Genomic DNA, 20,911 nt, shown 5'->3' on the forward strand with positions numbered 1-20,911 from the left:
CTAGCTCGGCTCAGCTTCACCCGGGGTTCAGACGCTGTCAGGGCCGCGCAGCGGTCAGATCGCGCAGCGAAATCCGGCGTGGCCGCTGGAGCTGTCCGGACTGTTGGCGGTCCGGGCCGCGACGCGGTAGCGATTGCAGTACGAGACGTGGCACATGTGCGATCCACCGCGGATCACCTTGTCCGCACCCCGCCGCGGACCCCGGGGGCCGACCAGCGGCCGGGCGGATCCGTGATCGGTGGTCCACCAGTCGGCGCACCACTCCCAGACGTTGCCGGAGGTGTTGTACAGGCCGAAGCCGTTGGGCTCGAAGGCGTCGACGGGGGCCGTGCCGCGATACCCGTCGGCGGCGGTGTTCTTCGCGGGGAAGGTGCCGCGCCAGATATTGCAGCGGTGGCTGCCGTCGGGGTCGAGCTCGTCGCCCCAGGGGCAGCGCCGCTGCTCAAGTCCCCCGCGGGCCGCGTACTCCCACTCGGCCTCGGTCGGCAGCCGCTTGCCCGCCCACGCGGCGTACGCGGCGGCGTCGTTCCAGGACACATGGACGACAGGGTGGTCACCGCGCCCCTCCAGCGCACTGCCGGGCCCTTCGGGCCGGTCCCAGGCGGCGCCCCGCACTCCGCACCACCAGGGGGTGCGCTCCGGCCGGGGCGCCCCGCGCCGCAGGGCCGCCGGCAGGAAGGCGGCGAACACGTACGACCAGCCGATGCGCTCGGCGTCGGTGCAGTACCCCGTGGCGACGACGAAAGCCGCGTACTGCTCGTTGGTCACCGCGCACGCGTCGATGCGGAACGGGTCGAGCCGCACCGCCCGCACCGGCCCCTCGCCGTCCCCGGCGAAGCCCTCGACGGTCCCCACCTATGTTCGTATGAACATAGGCCCCCAGAGATGTGACAGGGAAGAGCCGTATGAAGGCGATCATGGTCATGTTCGACACGCTCAACCGGCGCTTCCTTCCGCCGTACGGGGCGGAAGGCATCCACGCGCCGAACTTCACGCGCCTCGCCGAGCGCACGGCCATGTTCGACACCTGCTATGCGGGCTCCATGCCGTGCATGCCGGCCCGTCGTGAGCTGCACACCGGCCGCCACAACTTCCTGCACCGCAGCTGGGGCCCGCTCGAACCCTTCGACGACTCGATGCCCCAGATCCTCCGCGAAAACGGCGTCCACACACACCTGGTGACGGACCACCAGCACTACTGGGAGGACGGCGGCGCCACCTACCACAACCGCTACCGCACCTTCGAGTTCTTCCGCGGCCAAGAGGGCGACACCTGGAAGGGCCACGTCGCCGACCCCGATGTCCCCGAGGCCATCCGCGTGCGCCGCGGCGAGCCATGGCGGCAGGACTGGATCAACCGCCAGTACCTCACGGACGAGGCCGACCACCCGCAGACCCGTACCTTCGACGCGGGCCTGGAGTTCCTGCACACCAACCACGCCGAGGACGACTGGTTCCTGCAGATCGAGACATTCGATCCGCACGAGCCCTTCTTCAGCTACGCCCGCCACAAGCAGCACTACGCACACGCCTACGACGGCCCGCACTTCGACTGGCCCGACTACAAAAAGGTCAGCTTGAGCGGCGAACAGATCGACCATGCCCGACGCGGGTACGCGGCCCTGCTGTCCATGTGCGACGCCTCGCTCGGCCGGGTGCTGGACACCATGGACACACTGGCCCTGTGGGACGACACGCTGCTGATCGTCTGTACCGACCACGGGCTGCTGCTCGGCGAGCACGGCTGGTGGGGGAAGAACGTCCAGCCCTGGTACGACGAGACCATCCACACCCCCCCCTGTTCCTCTGGGATCCGCGCAGCCGGGTCCGGGGTGAGCGCCGCGCGTCCCTCGTGCAGACCATCGACCTGGCGCCGACGCTCCTGGACCACTTCGGCCTCGCCCCCGCCCCCGACATGCAGGGCCGCTCCCTGCGCCAGACCGTCGCCGATGACACCCCGGTACGCGAGGCGGGCCTGTTCGGTGCCTTCGGCGGCCACGTCAGCGTCACCGACGGCCGCTACGTATACATGCGCGCCGGCGCGGAGCAGACCAACCGTCCCTTGTACGAGCACACCCTCATGCCCACCCACATGCGCGGCCGCTTCACTCCCGCCGAGCTCAAGAACGCCGAGCTGGTGCCGCCGTTCCCCTTCACCAAGGAGGTGCCGCTGGTGAGAGTGCCGGGCCACGCCATGTCCAACCCGTACGCCTTCGGAACCCTGCTCTACGACCTGGAAACCGACCCGGAGCAGCAACACCCCCTCATCGACGACGAGTTGGAGCTGCGCATGGCGACGCTGCTCACCGACCTGCTGAGGGCGTCGGACGCCCCGCGGGAGCAGTACGTCCGTCTGGGCCTGCCCGAGTCCGACCCGGTCACCGAGGCGCATCTGCTCGCCCGGACGCAGAGCCCCCGGGCCGAGGCGTCCACCGCTCCCCCGCCCCGTCCGGAGGACTTCCCCACCGGCCCTCTCAGCGTCCACGTCCCGCTGCGCGACCTGCTCGCACACACCGAGGGCGAGCGCATCCTGCGTACGCACTTCGCGGCGCTCCTGGACGGCCCGTTCGCGCACATGGCCGCGGAGTTGTCGCTGCTCCAGATCGCCGCGTTCGCAGTGGGCCTCATCCCCCGCGACCTGCTCCAGGCCATCGCCGCCGAACTCGCCGCCGTGGACGCGTAACCCTGCCGGACCTGCGAGGAAGGAGTCTGCGGAGGGCCACCTGGGGTGGTTCTGCCCGCCCGATCCGATGCCGACGCCCCTGTCGGATTCCTGCCAGACGGTGGGTGGCAGTCGATGTTTGACTGCGTCCATGACTCTTGCACAGCCGGACAACGCCCGCCTCTTCCGCTCCCTGCACACCCCGCCGGCGCCCCTCGCGCTCGCCAACGCCTGGGATGTTGCGAGCGCCCGTGTCATCGAGGCCGCGGGCGCCCCCGCGATCGCCACCACCAGTGCCGGCGTCGCCTGGTCCCTGGGGTGTCCGGACGGCGACGTCCTCACCCGCGACCGGGCGCTGAAGCTGATCGCCCGTATCGTCGCCGCCGTCGCCGTCCCGGTGACCGCTGACATCGAGGGCGGGTACGGAACGGACGCCGCCGGTGTTGCCGAGACCGTCGCCGGGGTGCTCGCGGCGGGCGCCGTCGGCGTCAACATCGAGGACGGCACCCGGCCTCCGGCAGAGCTCGCGACGCGGCTGGCCGCGGCCCGGCGGGCGGCCGACCGGGCAGGCGCGGACCTGTTCCTCAACGCCCGTATCGACACCTTCCTGTTCGGGCTGGGCGACCCGGACACCCGGCTGAAGGAAACCCTGGACCGGGCGCACAGGTACGTCGATGCGGGCGCGGACGGCATCTTCGTCCCCGGCGTCACCGACACCACCACCATCGCGGCGCTGGCCGGGGACATCTCCGTACCGCTGAACGTCATGGCCGGCCCCGGCGCCCCGGCCGTTGCCGAGCTCGGCGCCCTCGGGGTGGCTCGCGTCAGCCTCGGCTCGGGCGTGGCGCAAGCCGCCTACGCTGCCGCCCGTCGCGCCGCGCAGGAACTCTTCGGCACCGGCGGCTATGCCTCCCTCGCCGAAGGCATCGCCTTCCCCGAACTCGACGGACTGCTTTCCGAGCCCCACTGACGCGCCCACCGGCCGGCCTCGCACACCAGGAGAAGCAACAGACCTCTCGGCGCACGACCACCCGGAGCGCTCGGACACAACCGTCCTGCCGATGCGGCGCTCCGGGACATGGCCCTCGTACAACATGACTCAGACGAGTTCGGGTTGCGGTTCCGGTTGCCGCACCGGTGCGGCCTTCGGATCCCACAGCTTGATGGTCCGCACGTAGCCGTATACCACTGAGGCCATCGCCAGAATGAGAAGTGGTCCGAACACCCAGGGATGTCCGGCCATCTCCATCGACAGATAGCGATAGGACACCAGGAGCGCAGTGAAGATCGTTGCACCGTAGGCGACCAGTTGGATTCCTGACCGGTCCCAGCCTCGGTCGAGCGAGCGCAGCGCTGCCTCGATCGTGACCGCGAACACCACGCCGGCCACGAGATCCGCGCCGTAGTGGTAGCCGAATCCCAGCGTCGCGCCGAGCGTGGCAATCAGCCAGAACGCGCCTGCGAATCGCAGAATCCGTGGGCCCCTGCGGGAATGAAGGAAGATCGTGGTGGCCCACGCTGTGTGCAGACTGGGCATGCAGTTGCGTGGGGTGATCTCGTCGAATGGCATGTGGTGCGGGGCGTTGATCGGCGGCGGCGTGTCCGGCCACAGGTTGGCCACCGCCCAGTGCCCGCCGTCGGCGCCGTAGGCGAAGATCGGTCCGACCACCGGGAAGATCATGTAGATGCCCGGCCCGAGGAGGCCGATGACCAGAAAGGTGCGCACCAGGTGATGGCCCGGGAAGCGACGCTCGACCGCCACGTTGCGCAGCTGGTACAGCGCGACGACGACCGCGGCCACCGCGAGCTGGACGTAGACGTAGTCGAGTACACGGTCGCCGATCGGGCCGGTGGCCTGGACAACACGGCCCACCAGCCATGACGGGTTGCCCAGCGCGTGATCGGCAGTTGCCACGTACTGGTCGAGCACCGCCGGACGGGTCTTCGACGTGATGAGCAGCCAGGCATCGCCGGTCTTACGGCCGGCCACCAGCAGCAGGCCCAGCCCGACGCCCTTCAGCAGCAGGACACGTTCACTGCCGGTGCGGCGCGTGACCGCGATGACCGCATAGGCCAGAATCACCCACAACGCGCCGTTGCCGAAGGAGTGGCCTTCGGTCACCTTGGCGTCGAGCGCCCACCGCACCAGGAAGAAGGCGACATCGATACCGATCGCGGCCCCGGCCGCGATGAGCCGTTGCCGCCAGGTGAGCACCACCATCATCAACGCCATACTGGCGTACAGCAGCGGCCCTGATTTGGGGGCGAATATCACCTCTCGCGCCTGGTTGGTGATCGGCCCCGGCAAGCCGTAGTGACGCGCGGCGATCTCCAGCGCGATGAGGAATCCGAGGGCCACCGCACCCACTACGGCCCACAGTATCGCCCGCGGTTGACGCCACGAGGCGAAGGAAATTCTGCAGTTTATTCGCGAGAACACCCGCGATATTATGGATATCAATTATTTAGCCGATTTGTTAGATGCGAGTCGGGTAGGTCAGTTTTCATGCCGGATGGCATGGTTTTCTGGTGAAGAACGGGCGATCAGGGCACTCGTCGTGAGTTCGATCATGTTATCGGAGCGGCGCGGGCGGGTCCCGATGGTCCCGGGTGGCGCGAAAGCCGGTCGATCCCGCGCTCGATGGCCCGGCGTCCCGGGAATGGCCATGAAACTCTCGACGCCGGGCGGGCATCGAGGGCGTCACGGGTTGCCCCGTGGCTCTCGAACCGGCCAGTTCGTGGCACGCCGCGCCCCGGACGAATGCGTCAAGCCCCGGCAGGCACACGGCGGATCCGGTGAAAGGGGCGGCACCTCTACCTGTGATCGGTGGTCACTTGCCCGGCTCCCGGCCTGCGCGGACGATGTCGAGCACGGCCATCATGCCCATGTCCTCGTGGTTGAGGAGATGGCAGTGCAGGACGGTTCTGCCGGTGAAGTCGGTGAAGTGGATCCGGATGACGATTTCGCCGCGGGCAGGCACGTTCACTGTGTCGTACCAGCCGTGGGTGGGGTCGTGGGCCTTCCCATTGGTGCTCATCAGCTGGAAGTCGTTGGTGTGGACGTGGAAGCTGTGGTCCTCGTCCGTGTCGTTGCGGATGCGCCACTCCTCCACGGTCCCGAGCGTGGAGGTGAAGTCGACCCGGTGGGAGTCGTACGCCCGGCCGTTGATGAAGAACTCCGTGCCCGCCTTGTTCTCCGTGTAGACCACGGACTTGCGGGCCGCGATCGTTGCCCGGCTCAGATCCTCGTGCGGGGCGAATTCGGTCGGGACCATGGCCCGGGTCGTGCGCGGGCCACCCGTGACGACCGTCGCCAGGGCCGCTTGGGGGAACTGGTTCCCTGCGGAGCCGCTGTTGTACGGGAGGGTCTCCAGCCGGGCGGTGCCGGGGCTGCCGCCCTGGACGAGGACGTCGAAGCGGGCGCCGGCGGCAATGATCAGCGTGTCCTGGGCATAGACCCTCCGGACGGGAATGCCGTCCTGGGCAATCACGTGGAAGCGGGTGCCCGGGAGGTGGAGCTTGTAGAAGATGTTGGCGCCGATGTTGGCCAACCGCCACAGCTGGGTCTCGCCCGGCCGGATGTGGATGACCGGGTTCGTCTGGCCATTGACCGTGCGGTTGGTGGGCGCGCCGATGCTCAGGGGGTGGGTCTTGATCGAATCGCCCTGCACCTGGAAGTCCTTGAGCGCGACCGTGTGCTCGGTGATGCCGCGCAACGACGGCGGCAGGTGGTTCCGCAGCCCCTCGACGACGATGACGCCGGACTCGCCGCCCGCGACCTGGGCAGCGGACATCATGTCGGCGTGTGAGTGGTACCAGTAGGTGCCGGTGGGCTGGCTGCGCGGCAGCCGGTACGAGTAGTGGTACGCGTGGCCGTACTTGATGGCGATGAAAATGTCGTCGGCCGGGGCGCGCGGCGATACGTGGAGGCCGTGCGTATGCACGTTGGTGTCCTCGTCGATGCGATTGGTCAGGGTGAGATCGATGCGGTCGCCAGGCCGTACGCGCAAGGTGGGCGGCATGTACGCACCGTTGTAGGTCGTCGCGTACAACTGGCGGTCGCCGACCGGGACCTTGCGCCGTTCCACGACGATGGATGCCTTGAGAACCCCGTTGCGGCTGACCAGCTCCGGGGGGTCCTGCAGTCGTAGGCCCCGGCCTGCGGAGGTGGCACCGGCCTCCGCGGCGGACTGGTGCGTGGCGTCGGAACGCTCCACCGGCGCCCGGCCCGCGCAGCCGGCCAGCCAGACGGCGCCGAGGACCAGGCCGACCAGCAGCAAGGGCGGCGAAACACGGTTGCTCGACCGGACCACTTTTCTCCCCGGGGAAGCCTGCGGCCGGGCAAGGTCACGCCCGCCGCAAAATCACGACGAACTCCAACGGCTCGTCAGCCGGATCGTAGAGATGCCGGTGCCAGGAGCCGCACGGCCACGCGGAGAAGGCTTCGGTATCCGCTCGAACGGCCGTACGCCGACCATCCGGGCGGCGGCGCCGAGAGCCGCTGCGGTCGAGCCATGGGCTCCGGCCCACGGCCTGCCGGAAGAGGTGCGGTCCGGTTTCCCTCAGGGCCTATCCTTCGCCGCGTCCCTGCACGCGGTCCAGCCAAGGGCCGAACTCGCTTTCCATGACCAGCCGGCCGAGTTTGCGGTACTCCTGGAGTACCGCCGAGACGATCTGCTCCATACCGAGCGGTCTCCCCGATTCCGCCGCCTGGTAGGCAGCGGTCACCGCGCAGGCGCGGATCGAGCCTCCCGCCAGCTCGAAGCGTCGCGCGCAGAAGTCCAGGTCGAGTTCCGCGTCGCGCGGGATCGCTGTCCCGAGGCAGCGGTCCCACAGGGCCAGTCGCTGCTGGGCGTCCGGCATGGGGAACTCCGCGATCACGTCGAGGCGGCGGGTGAATGCCTCGTCCAGATTGGCCCGCAGATTGGTGGTGAGCACCGCGATGCCGTCGAAGGACTCGATCCGTTGCAGCAGATAGGCCGACTCCACGTTGGCATGGCGGTCGTGCGCGTCCTTGACCTGTGAGCGCTTCCCGAAAATGGCGTCCGCCTCGTCGAACAGCAGGATGCCGTTGACGTCGGACGCCTCGACGAAGATCCTTTCGAGATTCTTCTCGGTCTCACCGATGTACTTGTCCACCACGATGGACAGATCCACGACGTAGAGTTCCATGCCGAGCTCAGCCGCCACCACCTCGGCGGACATGGTCTTTCCGGTGCCGGACTCGCCGGCGAACAACGCGATGACCCCTCGCCCCCGGCCACCGCCCGGCCGCATCCGCCACTCGCCGAGCACCTGCCCGCGGTGGCGGGCGCGCAGGGCGAGTTCGGACAGCTGGCGGCGGGTCGCGGAAGGCAGCACGAGGTCGTCCCAGCCGACCGCGGGCTCGATGCGACGGGCCAGCCGTTCGAGCCCCGCGCCGTTCTGTGCCCGGACCGCCGTGCGCAGGTCCTGCACGTCCACCGGACGCTCCTCCAGGACAGCCAGCCGGGAGGCGACGGCGGCGGCCTTGCGCACCTGCTCGGAGTCGAGCCGGTAGGAGGTGGTGGTCGCTATGACGCCCTCGTCGGCCGGCGCGCTCCCGGCGGGCAGTCCGACAGACGTGCCGGCCTCGGCGAGCGCGCGACGCCACTGCCGCGCCACGCCCGTGGGGCCGGGGGGCAGGACCCGGACCGGAACCGGGCTGTCCCTGGTCCACAGGGGGTCCCAGTTCTTCTTCCCGTACGCGATCAGGGGAGCGCCGCTGACGGCCGCGCACAGGCCACCGAGCAGCCGGGCTCCTTCGGGCCGCTCGGGGGCGAGCGCTTCGAGCGGTCCGAGGACGACACCGCCGCGACTCAGCCGGGCCTCGGCCGCCAGGGTCCGTACGAGCTCCGCCGGTTCGGGAGCGGCGGCGAACGCCGCGATGTCGACCACCAGCGGACGGCGCCCTGCGGCAAGGAGCGCCTCGACCGCCAGTCTGCCCGGATCGCCTCCCCGGTCGAGCAGATGCACCAGGCCGCTGCCCGTGCCCAATGCCGCCGCGACCCGCAGGGTCTCCGGTCCCGGGTCCGGCTCCTCCTCGGGACCGGCCACCCGGACGAGGCCGCGGAGCCTCCCATCGGTCTCGTCGTCACCGAGCAGGTACGCGGTGATCCGGTCCGGCACGCGCAACACCCGCGAGAGCAGGGGGCGGTCGGCCTCCAGAACCTCCAGCAGCCCGCCCGCGATCAGCGGAGCGGACGGCGAGAACCGGAAGCGGCCCGAGCTCGCCGCGGGCAGCCCGCAGAGTTCGAGTGCCAGACCGATGGCCGGCCTTCGCCGGTTGAGGTCGTCGTTGAGATAGCCGTAGAGCCGCTCGAACCGGATGTCGATGTCCGGTGCCATCGCGACCAGCAGCAGGTCGACATCGAGGGGTACCAGGCCGAAGTTCTCGGCGAGCTGCCCGATACGGCTTCCGGGCGGGGAGTTGGGCGAGGGCTCGGAGCCGTACGCCGGTACGGGCGCGAACGCGTCGCGGGAGGCCACGATCCGCTCGGCCGCCTCGGGGGTGAGGTACTGGCCCCGGTACGGATCGTCCGGTTCCGGGTCGGTGGCCCGCCGGGCCGCCACGGCGTGCCTGACCCGCTGCTCGACGTGGATCAGCCGCTCCCAGAGATCCTCGACCGCCGCCGTCGGGGTGCCGGGCAGTTCGCGGACGGCACGGGTGCCTTGTGTGGTGGTCATCGAGCCGCGCCCCCGCGCCTTCGCCGACCGGGCGGCAACTGCCGTTCACGTTCGGCGGCGAAGCCCTGCTCGCCGGGGTCGGACGCCCCGTCGTAGCGCAGCCGGCGTCCCGGCTCTGCCCCGTCGCCGCCCTGCGCGGGCGCGGCCTTCACCACCAGCCCTTCGGTGACCGGCGGTCCGGCGGAAGTCCGTTCACCGGCCAGCGGTGCCCACACACGCAGGTCGATCGCGGCCTTGAGCTCACCACCGAGCGCGGACCACACGTCCAGGGAGGACGGCCGGTCGGTGCCCGGACCCGCCGCCTCGATCTCCACGGTCAGCCCGAGCTCGGCGAGGCTGCCGGTGAGCATGCGGGCGGGCAGGACGTCCGACCGTACGAGGCAGCGCAACACCTCGGAGAGCAGGCGGTGTTCGTCCTGCGGACGATTGGTCCAGGCGGTCACCAGATAGGTCAGCTCGAACCAGCGCGGCGGGGTCCGCCGGCCGACGACCACGCCGTGATCGTCGTGCTCCTCCGCCGTGCCGGTACGGCGGCGGGCCGCATCCTCACGGATGCCGTGGAGGAAGACGCTGACCGTGGGGGCGTTGCGCCGGGCGGACCAGTCCTTCGTCGGTGCGTCGAAGACCAGGTCGACGCCGCTCTCCTGGAGGCCGGCGTCGATCAGCAGCAGCCGCAGCCCCTCGTCGACTTCGTGGATCACCTGCGCCCCACCTCGTCCGGCGGGACGATGGTGCCGCTGACCACCAGGAAGGGCGTGGTGACGGGGCCGAACCCCGGTCCTCGGGCGGTGATCGTGCGCGGCCCCGTCTGATCCTTCGCCAGGATCAGCAGCTGCGCGATGAACGTACGGTCCCTGCGCGGGACGGTGGGGAGCGCGGTTGCCGTGATCCCCGGCTTCCAGGTGAGCGTCACCGGTGCTCCGGGCGGGAAGTCCTTGCCGCGTACGGAGGTGACGAACCCCGGTTTGCCGACGGCCGGCACCGCGACGATACGGGGCTGGAGGATGCGCAACGGGATCCTGGAGACGTTGTCGCCGGTGTCGGCGTCGGTACCGGTCGTGGTCAGCGTTCCGGTAATGGCCGTCCTCAGCGCCCGGTCCGGCTTGAGCACGACACGGACGACCGTGGAGGCTCCCGGTACCAGGTCGGGCAGGGCGCACACGCCGGCTGCGCAGCCCGCCGGAAGCGGACCCGCCGGGATCCGCGCGGGCAGTCCGAGCCTGAGCCGCAGACCGGTGGCGAGCGCGTTCCTGCCGTTGCGCACGGTGTACGTCACCACCACCCGGCCGCCGACGAAGCCGGGGCTGGGCTGGGCCCGCACCGTGACCGCGGGTCCCGCCTCGGGTTCGGGCGGCAGGGGGGCCGGAGGCCGGGGCGGCGAGGGCGAAGGAGGCGGGGTGGGTGTCGGTGTCCCCGGTCCGTCCTGGACCGGGACGGTCGTCCCGGTGGCGTTGTCCGTGGGGTTCGGGTCGACCACGGCTCCGGTGACCGACCAGCCGATCTGCTGGTCCCCCGGCGTCACCCCGGTCAGCCGAGCGGTGACCTCCACACTGGCGCCCGGCCGGAGCACGCCCAGGTCGCACTGGGGCGATCCGGCGGCACAGGGCCCGGCCGGGGTGGTGAGCTCCTCCAGGCGCACGCCGGGCGGGGCGTCGACCGTGAGCGTGGTGCCGGGCGAGGGTGCGGGACCCTTGTTGGTGACGGTGACCGTCACCGATACGGAGGAGCCGGTCTCCACCGCGGGGCCGGTGGGCGGTGCGGTCAGGGACAGGTCGACCGACTGCTGGAAGGCGGGCTCCTTCTGCCGCCCGGTGAGTCTGTCGCCGAACGGCGTCAGCGTGCCGGAGGAGAGGTCGAGGACGGACAGCTGCTCGGGGGAGTTCGGCGCGAGCGCTCTGCGTGAACTCAGCACCAAGCGCCCCGCGTCCGGCGACCAGGCCACGTCACGGGGCTGGAAGGGCCCGGTTTGCGAGGTGTCGGGGATGTCCTGATGGCATGCGTCGGGGTTGTTCCGCTGGACGGACGGAAGCACGACCCGGCACTCGCCGCCGGTCGGCGAGGTCACGATGATTCCGGCGCGCTCGTTGACCTGGCCGCCGCCGTCCTTCCGGTTGAAGGCGATCGACTTGCCGTCGGGGGAGAAGGCGGGGCTGTCGTCGATCTTCTTGCATTCACCGGGGCAGATGGTGGCGCTGAGGTCCCGCTGCTGGTCGAGCGCCGCCACCGGCACGGTCCAGACGTGCTTGATGCCGCCCAGGCCCCGGATCACGTGGTTGCGGGTGAACGCGAGGGTGGTGCCGTCGGACGACCAGGTCGGCTGCGCGTCACCGCCCGCCAACTGCCCTTCCGGCGGAACTATTCGGCCCACGATCGCTCCCGTGGCGACGTCCGCGATGAGAATGCTGCTCGGCCCCGCGGCCTCGCCGACCCCGCCGGGCGAGGTCCGGGTGAACGCAAGCCTGGTGCCGTCCGGCGAGAACGTGGGGTCGGTGTCCCAGTCGCGGGGACCGCGTCCGGCGAGCGGCATCCGCGCCTCGTGGGAACCGTCGGCGTCGGCCAGCCAGATCCGTTCGACGCGCTCCTTCTCCTGACCCTCGAAGCGGGTCACGACGATGCGCCGGCCGTCCGGTGTGTAGTTCTGCCGCTCCGTCCACGGGTCGTAGATGTCCTGGGGGTTGAACAGGGGATCCTTGGCGGGGTCGGTGTTCGTATTGGCCGCCGGGTCCTCCTTCAGGATGGAGAGCCCGAGGTCCCGCGGGTCCGAACCGTCCTGCCTGACGTCCTGGAGCGTGACGTCGTTGGCCTCGCGGGGGGTCCGCCGTGCCACGACGACGGTCCCGGAGTCCGCGGACCCGAGCCAGGTGGGCGATTCGACCGCACGGTCCTCGCCGAGCGCCAGGCTCGGCTCGGTCCCGTCGAAGGCGGTCGTCCGGTAGACGTGGTCGTAGTCCTTGCACCCGCAGGTGGTGTCGGGGCTGAGGAAGACCAGGTCCTTCCCGTCCGGCAGCCAGGCGGCCGAGCGGGTGCGCCAGCCTGCCTGGACACCGGCCAGCAGGGGACGGTCGGTTCCGGCCCCCTCGGTCACCCGCAGCCGGGGGCCCGTCGTCTCGTCCGTGGTAAGGGTGTACGCGACAAGAGTGCGGTGGGAGTCGTCGTCCACCGGGTTCCACTCCGGCTCGGTGGCGTCGCCGGGCGGGCCGTCACTGATCACCCTGGCCCCGCCGCCGGCCACGGCCCGTTCGTATATCAGCCCGCTCCCCCCGGGACCGGAGTCGCAGGAGTACGCGATCCGCGAGCCGTCCGGGGAGAACGTCGGGGAGGTCTCGTTGTTGGGGGTGTCTGTCAGCCGCCGCAGGCCGGAGCCGTCGATCCCGACGGTCCACAGGTCACGCTGGACCACATCACCCGGCCCCCGCTCCGCGGAGTCGAACACCACGGTCCGTCCGTCCGGGGAGAGTTCGGGGTGTGCGGCGTCCCGGTCGGTGGTGAGCCTGCGCACCGCTCCGTCGGCGTCGCGCACGTACACCTGCGGTCGCAGGCTGTCGCGCAAGCTGGTGAAGACCAGCACCTCACCGCGCGCGGAGGGGTCCTGGTCGTAGTGGGCCGGTCCGGTTCCGAACAGCGGGGCGCTGGTGGCCGGGTCGGTGACCCGGCCGAGGCTTCGGTGTTCGGTACCGGCGTAAGCGATGCGCCCGGCATCCGCCGGGACTTCGTCCGCCGCCGCGGCGGCCCTCGGCGCGCCCTGCGGGGCGGACACGGAACCCGCCACCAGCAACGGCGTCAACAGCACCGCGGTGCCCGCCAGTCGGCCCAGCCGGGTATGCCTCGCCGGGCCAGCAGTGCCGGTCACGGCCCACCTCACAGTCTGGTTGACGACTCTCCACCACAAGCATCGCGCTTGCGCGGGGCCAAGGACAGGCCCGGAGTACCCGGAGCGGGGGAAGGGGCCGCTGCCCTTTGCGGCGGCCCCTCCCCCGGTCTCTTCCCGGAGGCAGCCGCACTCCCGCGCGGCGACGTCCTCAGGCCGTCCGCGCGGGAGCCCGTCGCAGGACTCAGATGAGTCCGTGTCTCATGGCGTAGCCGACGGCGTGGGCCCGGTTGCGCAGTTCGAGCCGTGTCGCCACCTCGTGCAGAACGTTCTTGACGGTGCGTTCGGAGTACGAGGTCTTCTGCGCGATCTCCGCGGTGCCGAAGCCCTCCGACACCAGCCTGATCATCTCCGCCTCCCGTGTCGTGAGGGTGGAGAGCGAGAGTCCCCGGGGATCGAGGACCGTGCGTTGGAGACTGCTGACATGGTCGAGGAGCTTTCCGAGCAGGTCGCCCGGCAGTACGCCTTCACCGTTCGCCATTGCCTTCACCATGTGGACGAGACTGTCCTGATCGGCCTCCCCGCGCCTCAGCACGGCGGCCACGCCGCACTCGATCATGGTCTGGAGCGCGCCCGACTCGAAGAAGCCGACGACGAGTCCGGTGCGGGTCGCGGTGTTGCGCTGCAGACGGTGCAGGAGCTGGACGGTGGGCTCGTCCACCATGTCCACGACTACTAAGGAGACTTGGGCCAGGTCGGCCTCGGAGTCCGCTATCAGGTCCATCTCGGGCCGCTGGCGCAACTGGTGGACCACGCCGGTCTGCAGGATCAGGTCCTCCGCGTAGACCGCTACGGAGATCCTGCCCCCGGGAGCCTCCTTGGCACTGCCCTCGGTGGCCCGCTCCGACGGAGCGGGCCGGCGGTACTGGCCGCGTTCCACTGCTTTGTTCTTCATGTCTGTCGTCGTCATCGTTCCGCGCTCGTCTTCCTCAGGTGCGTCCGTCCGGTATGCCTCTTGTCCACTCTTGATCACACCGGCCTCCGGCATGGGGACCGGGACCGGGGAGGGGGCTCGGGGAGACCGTGCGGTTGTGCCGTCGGGGCACCAGCCCTGCCCGCTCGTTGCCCTCGCGTCTCTGCTGCGGAACCGCAGGGGCGGCTTAACGTCGCATCGTGACCACATCTGCCGAACTCGAAATGTCCACGGTGACGGTGTCGCCCGGCGCTGAAGCGACGACGTCCCTGACCGTGCGCAACGACGGCGACATCGTCGAGGCCTACACGCTCGAAGTGGTCGGCGACTGTGCCGCGTGGAGCACCGTGGAGCCGGCACGCGTCTCCCTCTACCCGGGCACCTCCGAGGTGGTGACCGTGCGGCTCGCGCCGCCCCGGTCGCACGAGGTCCGGGCCGGCGAGATACCCCTGGGCGTCCGCGTTCTGCCCGCGGAGCGGCCCGAGTCGGTGGCGGTCCCCGAGGCCACGGTGGTCGTGGAGCCGTTTCACGAGCTCCGGGCGGAGCTGCACCCGCGCCGGCGTCGCGGTTGGCTGGGCGCCCGGTTCGGGGCTTCGGTGCAGAACAGGGGGAACACCCCGGTCGGCATCGGCCTCACCGGGAAGCAGGCCGGGGAGGAACTCCGCCTGTCCTTCGCTCCGGACCAACGGCACCTGGAACCGGGCGAGTCCGCCGAGGCACGCCTGCGGGTACGGATCCGGAAGCCGATCTGGTTCGGCAAGCCGGTCACCTGGCCGTTCGAGGTCGAGGCCGCCGAAAGTGCCGAACGGGACGCGGGCGGCGAGCAGCCCGGCCGGCCCGAGGTTCTGCAGGGCGAGTTCACGCAACTGCCGGTACTGCCCAAGTGGTTGCTGATCGTCCTGGCCGCGCTGATCGCGCTGCTGCTCGCATGGTTCGCGCTGGTCCGGCCCGCGGTGCGCAGCACCGCGAAGCAAGCGGCGGAGGCCGCACAGAAGGAGACGGCCCGCAAGGAGCAGCAGGAAGCGGCAGCCGGGGGCGGATCCGGCAACCCGGACGGTGGTCAGGGGCAGGACAAGGGCCAGGGGGCCCGTCCGGGCAAGTCGGCCGCACCCGGCGACTCCGGCTCGACAACGGGCGGGGGCACCGGAAGCACCCAGCAGAGCTCGGCGACGATCGACGTGCAGACCGGGTCCGGGGCCGAGAAGGTGGGCAAGTACCGGGTTCCGGAAGGGAAGGTGTTCGGCATCACCGACGCCGTGGTGGCGAACTTCCAGGGCGACGAAGGAGTGCTGACCATCTCCTTCGGAGACCGGAAGATCACCACCATCGCTCTGGAGACCTTTCGCAACCAGGACTACCACTGGGTCACCCCCATCCAGATTCCGGAGAACGCCACCGTCACCGCTTCCGTGACCTGCGCCAAACCCGGCACTCCGGCTACCGGAACTCAAGCTTCCGGGTGCCATCAGGTACTCAACGTCAGCGGCATACTGAGCGATCTCGCACCGTAGGAACAACAGTGCCGGGCCTCCCGCTTCCCGTCGCGAGGGATGAGAACAGCAGAAATACCGACCGGGGGGAACCCGGCTCGCCGGTCGTTGGCGGATCCCTTCCCTTGCGCACAGCAAAGGACCAGACCTCCGGAATCCTCGTGGGGCCGGCAGCAAGTGAAGAAAATCCGGACACTCGGATACGAACCGAACCGTCCAGAGCCACTCCCGTCGCCTTCGAGGCGGACCACCAGGAGGTCGGCCAAGGAGGTCAAGGGCTTGTTCCGGCCGCAGGAACCCGGCCGGACGGTCAACCACACGCGGCGAATTCTGGCCGATATTCATCGCTCCCGCACCGGTTCTCCGACTGCCGCGGACATTCACGGGCTTTTCCGACATCCCCGGGGCGAGGAGATCACGCACGCCCGCATTCACGGAATCCGGGCATCCATGTCTGCGGCGAATCCTCCGTCCGCGGACCGGCGGACACCTTCCGTAAACCCGGAGTCCACCGCGCCCTCACACGACCGGGCCGGGGAATACGTCGAGCCGAAGAATGCAACAAACAACCGCGACCGGTCCGCGCGGGGAAGCATTTCCTGCTGTCAAGGTGCCTGGGAAGGCAGTGGGCTTGCCCCGTGTCCAGGACTTTGAGGCCTACTGCCCGCCACGCCGGCCGGGCAAGACTGAGCCGCGAGCGAATGACCACCCGAAGGAGCGAGCATGCCGTCGTACCTCACCCCCGGTGTATACGTGGAGGAGGTGCAGTCCGGAGCGCGGCCCATCGAGGGAGTCGGCACCGCGGTCGCAGCCTTCGTCGGTTTCGCGGAGGCCGGTCCCTTCCACCAGCCGACGCTGGTGACGAACTGGGACCAGTACGTCCAGACCTTCGGCACCTTCACCGCCGACACCTATCTGGCGCTCGCGGTCTACGGCTACTTCACCAACGGCGGCGGCGCGGCCTACATCGTGCGCATCGGCGGCCCCGCGCAGGACTCGGCGCAGGGATCTGCGCCCGAAGCGGCCCCGCCCGTCGCCATCGGGGGGTTCCTGGTCTCCGCGCGGACCGGCGCGAACGGAGACCTCTCCGTGGAGATCGCCGACGCCGAGGGCGAGAACCCTCCGGAGGACCGGTTCCGGCTGCTGGTGCGGCAGGCCGGCAAAGTGGTGGAGACCCACGACGTCTCCACCCGCAAGAACGTCAAGGGCTATCTGGTCACCCAGGCCCGCCAGTCCAAGCTCATCGATGTCACCGAGCAGCCTGGCGCGGCCCAGAGCCGCCCCGAGAATCAGAGCTTCCCCCTCTCGCCCGCTGCTGCGGCCCCGGGGACCGGCGTTGCGCGGATCGACCCGGCCGAATATGTCGGCGACGCCGCGGCCCGCACGGGGTTCGCGGGCCTCGAAGCCATCGACGAGATCACCATGGTCGCCGTTCCGGACCTGATGAGTGCCCACCAGCGCGGGGACATCGATGCCGAGGGCGTCAAAGCCGTACAGCTGGCGGTGATTTCGCACTGCGAGCAGATGGGCGACCGGGTCGCCGTCCTGGACACACCGCCGGGCATGAACGCCCAACGAGTCCGTACCTGGCGCAACGACGACGCCGCGTTCGACTCGCGCTACGCGACCGTGTACTACCCGTGGCTCAAGGTCTTCGACCCGGCGACCGGCCGCAACTCCATGGTGCCGCCGAGCGGTCACGTCGCCGGCGTCTGGGCGCGCAGCGACGGGGAGCGCGGTGTGCACAAGGCCCCCGCCAACGAGGTCATCCGCGGTGCGCTGGACCTGGAGCTCCGTCTCAGCAAGGGCGAGCAGGACCTGCTCAACCCGATCGGCGTCAACTGCGTGCGCGCCTTCCCCGGCCGCGGCATCCGGATCTGGGGCGCGCGCACGCTCTCGTCCGACCCGGCCTGGCGCTACCTCAACGTGCGCCGCCTCTTCAACTACCTGGAGGAGTCGATCCTCCTGGGCACCCAGTGGGTGGTGTTCGAGCCGAACGACGACCGCCTGTGGTCGAGCATCCGGCGCAACGTCACCGCCTTCCTCACCGAGGAGTGGCGCCGGGGCGCTCTCTTCGGCCGCACGGCCGAGGAGGCGTTCTACGTCAAGTGCGACCGCGACAACAATCCGCAGGAGTCGATCGATCTCGGTCAGGTCGTGTGCGAGATCGGCGTGGCTCCGGTGAAGCCCGCGGAGTTCGTGATCTTCCGCCTCGCGCAGTTCTCCGACAGCACCAGCCTCGTCAACGAGTGACCCAGCAGGGTCCGCAAACGGAACAGGTGACACAGAGTCATGGCAGAGGGCGACGCTCTTTCCACCCACGTCTTCGGCGTGCAGCTCGGCGGCTATCTCGTCGAGTCGATCCAAGAGATCAGCGGCCTGACCGTCGAGGAGGAAGTCGTCGAGGTCCGTCAAGTGACGGCCGAGGGAAAGCAGATCATCCGCAAGCAGCCCGGCGCACGTCAGGCGGGCGAGGTGACGATCACCCGCGGACTCGACAAGAGCAGCGAGTTCACCAAATGGATCAAGGAGACGCTCAACAACGGGGCTGTCGACACCGCGCGCCAGAACCTGACCATCGAGATCAAGGACTCGAAGGGTGAGACGGTCCGGCGCATCCAGCTGATGCAGGGGTGGGCCAGCAAGTGGGAGGGCCCCTCGCTGAAGGCCGGCGAGTCCAGCGCCGCCACCGAGACGGTGACCATCACCTTCGAGGAGATCGTGGTCGAATGAGGCGCAGGACCGTTACGTCGGGCGGACTCGACGAAGTCCTCGACAGCCTCGCGTCCGCCCCGCCCGCCGCACCCGAGAAGGCTTCCGCGCCGTCTCCGGCCCGGGAGCGGGAGCAGGACCGGGAGCGGCTGCGTACGGAGTTCGATTTCGAGCTCCCGCGCGGCTACGTCGACGACGGGGGCCAGGTGCACCGGCGCGGCTCGATGCGGCTCGCGACGGCACGGGACGAGCTGCGCCCGCAGATCGACCTGCGGGTGAAGGAGAACCCGGCGTACCTGAGCGTGGTGCTGCTGAGCCAGGTGATCACCCAGCTCGGCACCATCACCGATGTGCACGCCGGGGTCGTCGAGCGGATGTACGCCACGGATGTGGCGTTCCTCCAGGACTTCTACCGTCGGATCAACAGCGAGGGCCACACACACGCCGCGGTGACGTGCCCGCTGTGCCACGGATCGTTCGAGGTGGACCTCTCGGGTGGGCGCCTGGGGGAATCGTGACGTACGCGCTTCCCCGGTTGCGGGAGGAGATCGCGTACGTCGCCTACCACTTCCATTGGCAGCGTGAGGACATTCTCGATCTCACCCACGGCGAGCGTCAGCAGTGGGTGCGGGAGATAGCGCGGATCAACACCCGCGTCAACGAAGGCGGGTGATCGTATGGGGTTCGGGGACTGGTTCCGCCGAGGGGGCCGGCAGCAGCCCGGCACGCCCTCCCCTGGTGGGGCCGGAGCCGGTACCGGAAGCGGTCCGGCACCGGAGACCGACCGCAGCGACAGCCCGGCCGGCCAGGGGGACGGCGGCTGGGACGGCGGCTGGCGACAGGTCGCGCCGCCGACGGTGACCGTCGCCCGGTCCTCGATCGGCGTGAGCGACGGACTGCGGTTCAGGTCCGGCCTCGCCTCGTGGCAGAACATCGCATACGGCGGCGAACTCGGCCATGCCGTACTGCCGTCCGCACCGGTGGGGCTCATCCATGGCGTCGCCCGTCCGGGCGGCGCGCGTTCCGCGTCTCCCGGTGGGCCACTGCTCCTGCGTGCCGCCCGGACCGGTGCGGACGGGGAAGCGGAGCCCGCGACGGGCCCGGCACCTGCCGCGGCGGGCAACGCGGCCGGCAACGGTGCCACGGGCGGGCAACCGGTCTCCGCGACCGGCCGCCGGTCGAGCCGTACGACGCCGCACGGCTCTTCCGGGCGCCGGGCTGCGGGCCCGCAGGCCCGCGGGGGCGGTGCCACCACTCCGGAAGCCACCACTCCGGAAGCCACCGCTCCGGAAGCCACGGCACAGGCGGCACCGGCGAAGGCCGCGGCGTCGGCCGCGGTTCCGGGACCGGTTGCGGCACCGGCTGCCGCGCCGGCCCCGCAGCATCCCGCGAACACCGGACCGCCACCGGCCGGGCCACGGAGGACCCGGCCGGCCGCCGTGCCCCTGCGGCGGACCGCCCCGCCCCTGATCGTTGCCCGGCGTCCGGCGATGGCCCTGCGGCACATCGCCGGGATCCCGCCGTCCACGGCCTCCGCACCGGCCTCTCCTGCCACCACCACCGCTGTACCGCAGACCGCGTCCGACCGGCCGGGCAGCTCCGGCCGGGCGATTCCCGATGCCCCAGCCGGCGCCGTACCTCCACCGGACCGCACCACCGGCCGTCCCACCACCGCGGCGGTGCGCCCCGCCCTGGGCAAGCCCCTGCGGGAGCTGCCCGCCGGGGCCGTACCCTCCGGCCCGGCAGCGCGAGGCGAGGTCGTACCGTCCGGCCCGGCGGAGCAACAGGAACCGGACATGCCCGTTCTCCAACGGCAGGCATCGGACCCGGCGACCCCTGCGGAGACCGCGCATTCACCGGAGGCGACGAAGCCGTCGGTGCGTCAGCAGCCGCCTGCGGAGGCTCGGTCCCCGCAACCGGCCCGGACGCCCCGGCTCGCCCTGCCGGTCCAGTCGGCACCGGCACCGGCTCCGGCTCCGGCTCCGGCTCCGGGACAGTCGTCGCCGTCCGGGCCGGATCGGGCGCAACACCCCGGCGGGCACGAGCCGTCGAAGCCTTCGAGCCCCTCAGTTCCCCCGCGGCCGCCGCAGTCCGAGGGGTCGGGCTCGCAGGCTCGTACCCGCAGCGGGATCGGCACCCCCCTTCCCTCGCTTCCGTCGACAGCCAGGCTCCAGAACGACACTCCCCTGCTCGGTGACCGCCATCGGGCACAGCCGGGAACCATGAGCCCGCGGCAGGGCACGACACCGACGGGGGTGCCTGCCGCACCGCCGCCCTCCGCACCGGCCAGGCCCACGCCGATGTCGACACCCCTGAATCCGTTGAATCCGTCCTCCGAGATGCCGGTGCGCTCGTCTTCCGTGCCCGCTCAACCCGCCGCGTCCGCACCGGAAGCCGCATCTGTCCAGCGCGCCGTGGACACCATGGGTACGCGTACGAGCGCGCCCGTCACCGCCCCTTCCCTCTCTGCTCCCGCCGCGCCGGTACGTGTCCGGAGGATCGCCCCGGCGCGGGAGGCGGGACAGGCAGTCGGACCTGCCGCCGGTACCGAGGAGCGGTCG

At 70.6% G+C, this 20,911-nt stretch carries 15 protein-coding genes; 8 read left to right on the forward strand and 7 right to left on the reverse strand.

Annotated elements, in window-relative coordinates:
- Positions 1-54 precede the first annotated feature (54 nt).
- Positions 55-855, reverse strand: a complete 801-nt coding sequence (locus tag ACIOMQ_RS21305; protein WP_401941063.1) for a formylglycine-generating enzyme family protein — start codon at positions 853-855, stop codon at positions 55-57.
- A gap of 50 nt (positions 856-905) precedes the next feature.
- Here ACIOMQ_RS21305 and ACIOMQ_RS21310 point away from each other — a divergent pair, with 50 nt between their 5' ends.
- The 3 genes from ACIOMQ_RS21310 (at position 906) to ACIOMQ_RS21320 (ending at position 3,632) form a co-directional block, all read left to right on the forward strand.
- On the forward strand, positions 906-2,177 hold the full coding sequence (locus tag ACIOMQ_RS21310) for a sulfatase-like hydrolase/transferase (protein ID WP_402189830.1): 1,272 nt from the start codon (positions 906-908) through the stop codon (positions 2,175-2,177).
- Positions 2,081-2,683: a hypothetical protein gene (locus ACIOMQ_RS21315; RefSeq protein ID WP_402189833.1), complete on the forward strand. Its 603-nt coding sequence runs from the start codon at positions 2,081-2,083 to the stop codon at positions 2,681-2,683. The genes ACIOMQ_RS21310 and ACIOMQ_RS21315 overlap by 97 nt, the downstream gene beginning before the upstream one ends.
- 130 nt (positions 2,684-2,813) lie before the next feature.
- Positions 2,814-3,632 (forward strand): isocitrate lyase/phosphoenolpyruvate mutase family protein, encoded by an 819-nt coding sequence (locus ACIOMQ_RS21320; protein ID WP_402189835.1) that lies wholly within the window; start codon positions 2,814-2,816, stop codon positions 3,630-3,632.
- Positions 3,633-3,761: 129 nt separating this feature from the next.
- Here ACIOMQ_RS21320 and ACIOMQ_RS21325 read toward each other — a convergent pair whose 3' ends face one another.
- From ACIOMQ_RS21325 to ACIOMQ_RS21350, 6 genes are all read right to left on the reverse strand, one after another.
- Positions 3,762-5,078, reverse strand: a complete 1,317-nt coding sequence (locus ACIOMQ_RS21325; protein WP_402190074.1) for a phosphatase PAP2 family protein — start codon at positions 5,076-5,078, stop codon at positions 3,762-3,764.
- A 415-nt stretch (positions 5,079-5,493) separates the two neighbouring features.
- The gene (locus ACIOMQ_RS21330; protein ID WP_402189837.1) at positions 5,494-6,975 is read right to left on the reverse strand and encodes a multicopper oxidase family protein; all 1,482 of its coding nucleotides are present in this window, start codon (positions 6,973-6,975) and stop codon (positions 5,494-5,496) included.
- A gap of 256 nt (positions 6,976-7,231) precedes the next feature.
- Complete coding sequence (locus tag ACIOMQ_RS21335; protein WP_402189840.1) at positions 7,232-9,367, reverse strand: ATP-binding protein; 2,136 nt, start codon at positions 9,365-9,367, stop codon at positions 7,232-7,234.
- Positions 9,364-10,068, reverse strand: coding sequence for a DUF4255 domain-containing protein (locus ACIOMQ_RS21340; protein WP_402189843.1), 705 nt, complete (start codon positions 10,066-10,068; stop codon positions 9,364-9,366). Before ACIOMQ_RS21340 ends, ACIOMQ_RS21335 begins: the two co-directional genes overlap by 4 nt.
- Complete coding sequence (locus ACIOMQ_RS21345) at positions 10,065-13,217, reverse strand: hypothetical protein (RefSeq protein ID WP_362206975.1); 3,153 nt, start codon at positions 13,215-13,217, stop codon at positions 10,065-10,067. Before ACIOMQ_RS21345 ends, ACIOMQ_RS21340 begins: the two co-directional genes overlap by 4 nt.
- 202 nt (positions 13,218-13,419) lie before the next feature.
- Positions 13,420-14,130, reverse strand: a complete 711-nt coding sequence (locus ACIOMQ_RS21350) for a LuxR C-terminal-related transcriptional regulator (protein ID WP_362206974.1) — start codon at positions 14,128-14,130, stop codon at positions 13,420-13,422.
- Between the two features lie 242 nt (positions 14,131-14,372).
- Here ACIOMQ_RS21350 and ACIOMQ_RS21355 point away from each other — a divergent pair, with 242 nt between their 5' ends.
- The 5 genes from ACIOMQ_RS21355 to ACIOMQ_RS21375 all read left to right on the forward strand — a co-directional run bounded on the left by ACIOMQ_RS21355 (position 14,373) and on the right by ACIOMQ_RS21375 (position 19,023).
- Positions 14,373-15,659: a hydrolytic protein gene (locus ACIOMQ_RS21355; RefSeq protein ID WP_362207030.1), complete on the forward strand. Its 1,287-nt coding sequence runs from the start codon at positions 14,373-14,375 to the stop codon at positions 15,657-15,659.
- A 702-nt stretch (positions 15,660-16,361) separates the two neighbouring features.
- Positions 16,362-17,891, forward strand: a complete 1,530-nt coding sequence (locus ACIOMQ_RS21360) for a phage tail sheath family protein (RefSeq protein ID WP_362206973.1) — start codon at positions 16,362-16,364, stop codon at positions 17,889-17,891.
- A gap of 39 nt (positions 17,892-17,930) precedes the next feature.
- Positions 17,931-18,371 carry a phage tail protein gene (locus ACIOMQ_RS21365; RefSeq protein WP_124720830.1) on the forward strand — a complete coding sequence of 147 codons (441 nt, stop codon included), beginning with the start codon at positions 17,931-17,933 and terminating at the stop codon, positions 18,369-18,371.
- Positions 18,368-18,868: a hypothetical protein gene (locus ACIOMQ_RS21370; protein WP_402189845.1), complete on the forward strand. Its 501-nt coding sequence runs from the start codon at positions 18,368-18,370 to the stop codon at positions 18,866-18,868. The genes ACIOMQ_RS21365 and ACIOMQ_RS21370 overlap by 4 nt, the downstream gene beginning before the upstream one ends.
- Positions 18,865-19,023, forward strand: coding sequence for a DUF6760 family protein (locus tag ACIOMQ_RS21375; RefSeq protein WP_003966147.1), 159 nt, complete (start codon positions 18,865-18,867; stop codon positions 19,021-19,023). Before ACIOMQ_RS21370 ends, ACIOMQ_RS21375 begins: the two co-directional genes overlap by 4 nt.
- Positions 19,024-20,911 lie beyond the last annotated feature (1,888 nt).

The sequence above is a fragment of the Streptomyces sp. NPDC087845 genome, assembly GCF_044742755.1.
Taxonomy (GTDB): domain Bacteria; phylum Actinomycetota; class Actinomycetes; order Streptomycetales; family Streptomycetaceae; genus Streptomyces.